The 6,548-nt window shown below is 43.0% G+C and carries 12 protein-coding genes and 1 pseudogene; all 13 read right to left on the bottom strand.

Going from position 1 to position 6,548, the window contains the following annotated elements:
- Positions 1–991: 991 nt before the first annotated feature.
- Positions 992–1,168 carry a hypothetical protein gene (locus D5R40_RS36390; protein ID WP_161565100.1) on the bottom strand — a complete coding sequence of 59 codons (177 nt, stop codon included), beginning with the start codon at positions 1,166–1,168 and terminating at the stop codon, positions 992–994.
- A gap of 668 nt (positions 1,169–1,836) precedes the next feature.
- Positions 1,837–2,067 (bottom strand): hypothetical protein, encoded by a 231-nt coding sequence (locus D5R40_RS29260; protein WP_124155609.1) that lies wholly within the window; start codon positions 2,065–2,067, stop codon positions 1,837–1,839.
- 134 nt (positions 2,068–2,201) lie between these two features.
- Positions 2,202–2,501, bottom strand: coding sequence for a helix-turn-helix transcriptional regulator (locus tag D5R40_RS29255; protein ID WP_124155608.1), 300 nt, complete (start codon positions 2,499–2,501; stop codon positions 2,202–2,204).
- Positions 2,502–2,539: 38 nt separating this feature from the next.
- A complete protein-coding gene (locus D5R40_RS43010; protein WP_375339425.1) occupies positions 2,540–2,728 on the bottom strand; it encodes a response regulator in 189 nt (62 codons plus the stop codon).
- 77 nt (positions 2,729–2,805) lie between these two features.
- On the bottom strand, positions 2,806–3,093 hold the full coding sequence (locus tag D5R40_RS36385) for a hypothetical protein (protein WP_161565099.1): 288 nt from the start codon (positions 3,091–3,093) through the stop codon (positions 2,806–2,808).
- Positions 3,094–3,220: 127 nt separating this feature from the next.
- A complete protein-coding gene (locus D5R40_RS29240) occupies positions 3,221–3,526 on the bottom strand; it encodes a sensor histidine kinase (RefSeq protein WP_124155607.1) in 306 nt (101 codons plus the stop codon).
- Between the two features lie 73 nt (positions 3,527–3,599).
- Positions 3,600–3,722: a histidine kinase dimerization/phospho-acceptor domain-containing protein gene (locus tag D5R40_RS43005; RefSeq protein WP_124155606.1), complete on the bottom strand. Its 123-nt coding sequence runs from the start codon at positions 3,720–3,722 to the stop codon at positions 3,600–3,602.
- Between the two features lie 216 nt (positions 3,723–3,938).
- Positions 3,939–4,199 (bottom strand): hypothetical protein, encoded by a 261-nt coding sequence (locus D5R40_RS29230; protein WP_124155605.1) that lies wholly within the window; start codon positions 4,197–4,199, stop codon positions 3,939–3,941.
- 65 nt (positions 4,200–4,264) lie between these two features.
- On the bottom strand, positions 4,265–4,408 hold the full coding sequence (locus tag D5R40_RS36380; protein ID WP_161565098.1) for a hypothetical protein: 144 nt from the start codon (positions 4,406–4,408) through the stop codon (positions 4,265–4,267).
- A 1,047-nt stretch (positions 4,409–5,455) separates the two neighbouring features.
- Positions 5,456–5,837, bottom strand: a pseudogene (locus D5R40_RS43000) (family 10 glycosylhydrolase).
- Positions 5,795–5,962 carry a hypothetical protein gene (locus D5R40_RS38270; RefSeq protein WP_205127732.1) on the bottom strand — a complete coding sequence of 56 codons (168 nt, stop codon included), beginning with the start codon at positions 5,960–5,962 and terminating at the stop codon, positions 5,795–5,797. The pseudogene D5R40_RS43000 and the gene D5R40_RS38270 overlap by 43 nt, the downstream one beginning before the upstream one ends.
- Positions 5,963–6,058: 96 nt before the next feature.
- Complete coding sequence (locus D5R40_RS42995) at positions 6,059–6,295, bottom strand: family 10 glycosylhydrolase (protein WP_375339424.1); 237 nt, start codon at positions 6,293–6,295, stop codon at positions 6,059–6,061.
- A gap of 60 nt (positions 6,296–6,355) precedes the next feature.
- Positions 6,356–6,548 (bottom strand): hypothetical protein (locus tag D5R40_RS38265; protein WP_205127731.1); only part of this gene is annotated, 193 nt, incomplete at its 5' end.

Below are 6,548 nucleotides of genomic sequence, written 5' to 3'. Positions count from 1 at the left end.
ACTTTTGATTTACTGGCAGGGATCATGATTTCTGCATGGGCTGACTTTCGCCCAACTGCATAGAGGATAATCAGAATCAGGAGAAGAATTCCCAGTCCTATCATCCATTTTGAACTTAATAATGTCATACGCTTGTTCTTTATCTGAGGCTTTGATTCTTAAAAAATCCTATTCATTTACGTGAGATTTCCTTTCTGATGCAAATCTCAAAGGTGATTATAAGGTGCAGAAAGCTGAAATTAATCAGCCTTCTGACATTGAGTGATCTTAGACCTTATGAATGGGCATCGAACCATTCTATCATTTGCTCGGGATGTTCTGAGAAATATGTGTATCCATGAAATCGCCAGGGAGTTTCCCAACATAAAAGATTTTCTTGTCTTCTACAGGCGTCTTATCATACATTTCCTGTACATCTGTCCACCGGGAATTCATATCATTTCTCACCTGTAAGAAGAAGTAGGAATATAATGAATTCAGCTTTGGGAATGATATTGTGATCATCCACACTTAAACCTGTAATCCCTTTATATATGGTTCGAAAGCTTCCACTCCTTGCTCTGAATCGATTCCATGTTTCACAATTCCTTTCGATAGTAGTCCTTCCTTTTAGCGGGGCAATGGCCAGTAAGCTTTTAACTCCTCGAAAGCAGCAGGATCTTTCTCCATTGCATTGAGGGTTGCATTGGCACCCATACACATACTCATCAGGAAATATCCATTTCAGATGTTTCAGACCTTGTACGGACATAATCCAGAGAAACAAGGACCTCCTGCCATTCAAAATAACCCACTCCAGTAATCCCTTTTTCACCCCTTCACTTTTTCCATGACACCTTAAATCATATGCAAGCACATTATATCCTGCATCGTGCAAAGCTTTATACCTAGGGAGAAAATTGACTTCGAAACCTCCCCATAGGTAAAGGGTTCCTGATGACCGGCAAACCCATAGCGATTGGCAGGAGAAAAGTGATTGCTGATGATGATTTTATTTGACTGGCAGAATAAACCAACCTTCGATCTTCACCCCATCAGCAGTCGTGAAGGAGATTTCCTCATACTCCATTCCATATTCCCTCTGGAGTCCGGAGAATGGCGTTCTCGGTGGAACTGACAGGCCTTGTGCAAGCATCGTCAGCATTTGCGTTTGTTGTTCGTTTATCATCTTGTTTAAAATTTTGTGGGAAGGATTAATTCATGTGTTTATCAAACCAGGCCAGAATCTCGGCAAGATGGGTGGTCAGATAGTCATATGCAGCTGCGCCGTTTCTTACCGATTCCAGACAGCCACATCATTTTTTTTCCACCTGCAATTCAGCATAGAATTTCTCAATGGTCTCCTTATTCAGGTATTCATCCTGATCATTCTGGACCAATAAAGTCGGGACTGGAATATCTTTACTTTAGGGATAAAGGAAGTATGGACCATATCGATTGCGTCCGCTTATTATTCTCCTTGTTTACCAATCGCAAGAAAGCCTGGTAAGCCCAAGGCATTTACAAAGTCTGGATAGATCATTGGCTGGATGGCCACCATGGCTTTGATATTTTATACTTTTTCAAGCCATCTTCCTGACCAAAAGCATATGTCGTAGAAGCTGCTCCCATACAAATACTTAGGAGTCCGATCTGGGCGTCTTTGTAGGTCTCATTTTGGAAATGAATTCTACCGCAGCTAATACATCTTTAGCTTCTTCCGGTCCCCAGGTCACCCATTCGCAACTACCGCTTGAGCTATTTCCATGATTCCTGAAATCATACATCAAAACAGAATAGCCTTTGTCTACCAGATCTTTACAATGTTTGAGGAAATTGATTTCTTCATTCACAATTTCACCATCCCCTTTCCTTCGGAGTAAATCCTGCTCGACAAGCCTGTACCCCAAAGTGAGATTGAAGAATAATTTTATCACTTCCTCCCTTCACTAGCCATCCGGAAATTTCCACTCCATCTGAAGCTGTAAAGCTCACATCTTCATAGGATAATCCATAGTTTTCAGGATTATCGAAGAGAGGGGAAACACCTCCCTTTACAATGGTATTGGATAAGAATTTTGTGATCATATTTTCTACTGTTTTAGCTAAAGAAATTATTGTATGATGCAAAGCTAGGAGCTAAACAGCTGTAGGATGTATACATCTCCTGATTGATGTATACATCCTCCGCATTAGAAAAATATGCCAGTGAGAGAGGGTCTCTAGCTATGTAATTCTTTATAGGCAGATGGGACACTCCCAAATTCTTCCTTAAAGCATTTGGCAAAATAGGAGAGATGATTGAAGCCAACACGATAAGCAACATCCGCTACCTGAGAGCCGGGATGCTTCAATAATTCAGCAGCACGTTGCAAGCGTATATAGCGGATAAACTCACTACTTGATTTTCCACTCAGGGCTTTGAGTTTTCGATGAAGCTGCATACGACTCATCCCAATCTCTTCCTGCATATCAGCGACAGAAAATTCTGAATCATCCATATGATTTTCTACCACTTCCATCGCTCCTTCCAGAAAACGCGCCTCATGGTCCTCGATCTCTAATCTTTCGGCTTGAGATAAATTGCTTTGCTGTATTTCTCCTGCAAACGCAAGGATTGTTGAACGACACTTTTGATTCGGGCATGGAGTTCCTGGGTATCAAAAGGTTTGGATAAATATTGATCCGCTCCCAAATCAAAACCTTCTCTGCGGGTATTTTGATCATCTTTAGCCGTGAGAAGAATGATGGGGATATGGCTGGTTTAAAATCATTTTCAGATGGTGCGTCATTTCTATTCCATCCATTTCCGGCATCATCACATCACTAATGATAACATCCGGAAGATTTGTCCGGGCCGTTCCAGGCCTTCTTTTCCATTTGCAGCTTCCACGCTGCGATAATGCTCTCCAATTGTTTTTTGAGGTATTGCCGCAATTCCTGATGATCTTCTACCAAAAGAATTTGGATCATGTCCTCAGCAGGGGAAATTTGTTCTTCTATGGCTGAACCAGCAAAGGGACTCTCAGATATGGGAGCTGAAAGCTGCATACTTTTCTCCAGTTCCAATTTAGGATCATAGGGAAGAAGAGGAGCAAAAGGGTAAATCTGCATCCTTCCCCAGACTCACTTTCCAGTTGAATGGAACCTCCATATAATTCTGTGAGTTCTTTTGTAAGGGAAGACCAATTCCTGTACCTCAAATGCCCGGGTTGAAGAGCCGTCTACCTGATAGAATCTCTCAAATATCTTTTCCTGTAAAATGTTGCGGGATTCCCAGGCCACTATCAGAAACTGCCATACGTAACTGATTGTCTGATTCCAGTGCGGCATAGAAGCCTACCTTCCCTCCCTGTGGGGTAAACTTGAACGCATTGAAAGGAGATTGTAAACCATGTGCTCCAGCTTTTCGACATCTACCCGCATCATTTATTACCGGGGGAATGTCAATATGATATTGGATGTTTTTCATATCCCTGGACTGAAAAGCTTCTGCCAACTCCTGAAGAAAAGCATAGATATCCGTATTCTCATAGTGCAGCTGCATTTCCCCAACTTCCAATTTAGAAAGTCGAGCATCTGATTGATCAAGCGCAAGAGCCTTTCTGCATTCCGCTGCATCATGCCCAATTCCAGCGGGGGAATAGGTCCCTGCTTATCCTTAAAGGCCCCAGGATGAGGTTTAAGGGCGTTCTGAATTCGTGAGATATATTGGTAAAGAAACGAGTCTTCACCTTGTCCATGGCTTCTATTTCAGCCTTCTGATTGAGATAAGCTCGTTTTGGATTTCCAGATCACGGGCCAGTTTCTTGCTTTTCTTATAGCGCTGAAATACAATGCTCCTCCAATAGAAGGACAATACTGGCAATCCCCAAGGTCCACTTCCACGATTTTCCAGAGAAACCTTATCCTCAAGCAACTGTAATTGCTCCGCCTGAGATTTTATTCCTGCTCGCGGATTATAAACCTCTCTTGGGTTTGCAGATTTTGGTAAAAGGTATTTTCCTGCTCAGTATCCAGGCTATCTCGGAGATCGATGTGATCATAAAATTATAGAGGGCTTGCTGGTAATCCTCCATGCTTTCGTAAATAAAGGACTGGAGGGCTTTTGTATTGGCAGCATTGCTGATGAGCCCTGTTTCCTGAGCTAGCTGTTCTGCTTCATTTGCTAAGGCTAAAGCTTCCTCGTATCTCTTCTCTTTCGCCAGAATTTCGGCCAAATTATAGATGGCGAAATGGCTGACATTTCGAAGTCCAATATCATCTGATATCCTGCGCGCTTTTTTTAGGTATTCTTTTGCCTGGGCTGTTCTCCTTTTGCCTTGTACAGATTTTCCAAAGAATTGTAGGTAATCGCCACCTCTGAGCTTAAGTCGGCTTCCAGATAGTATTGCAGGGCGCTGTCCAGGAGTTCTTCCGCCTCAGCCAATTTCCCACTATTGTATAAAACCCTCCCAGATTAAGCTGAACACTCGCATAACCGGGATCGTGCTTGAACTCTTTATATGCTTTCAAGGCTTTCAGGAACTGCTGCTCGGCTTGCTCAGTTTGACTTTATTCTTAAACAGATTGCCCAGATTATTGCTTGTCCTGGCCATACCGTATAATAGCCGACGGAATCATAGGCCTTTTCGGCTTCAAGATATGCCTCCAGGCTGCCGGCATAATCTCCGATTCGTTTGTAGACATTCCCCATATTGTTATGTATCTCTCCTACCAGCTGTATGTGGTCGGATTCCTGGGCGAGCTCCAAGGCTTACGAAAACTGGCCAAAGACTCAGCATACATATTCTGAGGGGTATAAGTAATCCCCATGATGTTGTAGACTTGCCCGCAGTTTTGTATACCCGCTTTCATCCGCCAACTCTTTCGCCTCAAGTATATATTCGAGGCAACTTTTGGCTCTCTGAATTTTGGTTTTGGAAGCCAATCTCAAAAAGAGAGTAGATGTAATTTGTGTCTTGCCTTGAATATTGGGAAAGGGTCCCTTTGAGACTATCTATTTCTGCTTCAACAGGACTTTGTTGGGCTTGCAATTCTGAGATAAAAATGCCCACTAAGCCAAAGATTGCCAGGGCAAAAAAAGCTCTCGTTTTCATGTATTGACAAATATGTCAGCCATAGGACCAACAGGTTAACAATAGAATAGCTAGCAGCGTTAATAGCAAGCTAAGAAAAATCCGTCAATCCTATTCCTGGAGAAAAGCTGTAAGGGAAACTACTGAGGATACAGTTGCTCAAAAAACGCTTTCCTTTTGGAAAGGCCTTCGTAATAGAAAAATACTTCTCCCTCAAGTCCCTGCTTTCTGTTCTCCTCTACAAAAAGCTTGAGCAAACTATCCGAGGCATAGTAGTCTCTACCCGGAGTAAAATTCCCGGATGTAATTTGTCCCAATGGTTGCTATCCACCTGTTCATAGAGAATCTTATGCAATTCTGCCTGGTAACTCTCAAAATGTAACGATAGATTTGGGGTACTACCATATCGACCAGCCTTCTTCGACCCAGGTGGGCCAGTCCTGCAAGTATTGTTCTTTGCTCCAGGGATATATGCTGGGGGAAACCGAAATTTCCACCTCCGGATCCAGGGCCTTGAGTTCGGTATGAACTTTCCCCATAAATTGATTGAGTAGATTTGCTCGCCAGTCCACCCAGGCAGCATCAAAAATGTCTCGGGGAGGATCGGCTCCCCGGTGGTTATCTCTGTATAACTGAAGTGTAGGCTTCGTAGCCAGCCATACTGGGTAAGGCAGGCAATCGATCATCCCCCTGTATTCCATCTACTTCATATTTCACCACCACTTCCTTCAAGAGGGCTAAAACAAATTTCTGCACCTCCGATCGAAGGCATTCATCCATTGAAATCTGTTTTTACTTACTATTTGTCCGGCTGTATCCAGTGCTGCCCACTGAGGCTTTGCCTCAGATGTGGCCTCCGTCAGCTTCTTCGTAGCTGGAGGAAAAGCCAAATTCAAACCAGGCATAGGTTTTAATCCATGTTTCTTTGCAGCATCAATGACTTCCTGCAGGGATCACGCCCCACATGTTTGGGGTCTATCGGGATTCAAACGCCTCTCCCATCACCTCACTCGGTAAAGGGTATATCCTCGGTTCAAGCAAACCACAAAAACGCTATTGAAACCGTAGGCCTTGATCTCTTTGATTGCTTTTTCAATGTTTTCCTGAGAAAACATCGCTTCACTAACGACATTTGTTAGCCAGACCCCACGTGTAGGTTGTGTGGATTCTTTTGTAGCTTCCTTGCTTGTGCAGGATATGCAGATTAATAGTAGGAGATGGTAAAGCTTCAATTTCATAGGTAGCGAAATGAAATTCAAAGTAAACAATTCTATGGATTGAGGCATTTTGAACTTCTGCTAAATATGATGATATTTCTCTGACACACATAATTCCCTGCCCAGAAAAGTGATTTGGGGAGGATTCTTATAGGTTTCTGGATTAAACTTCCACAACGCTAAATCTACGTATAGAGGCAGGTAAGAAAATTTGTCTCCGTCCAGAAAAGCCAGCTCCCGAATCAGTTTATGTGTAGGGGAGGTGATGCGATAG

Source organism: Okeania hirsuta (genome assembly GCF_003838195.1).
Classification (GTDB): Bacteria; Cyanobacteriota; Cyanobacteriia; order Cyanobacteriales; family Microcoleaceae; genus Okeania; species Okeania hirsuta.
The sequence above is the reverse complement of the archived record's forward strand: the minus strand, read 5'-3'. Positions and strand labels throughout refer to the sequence as shown.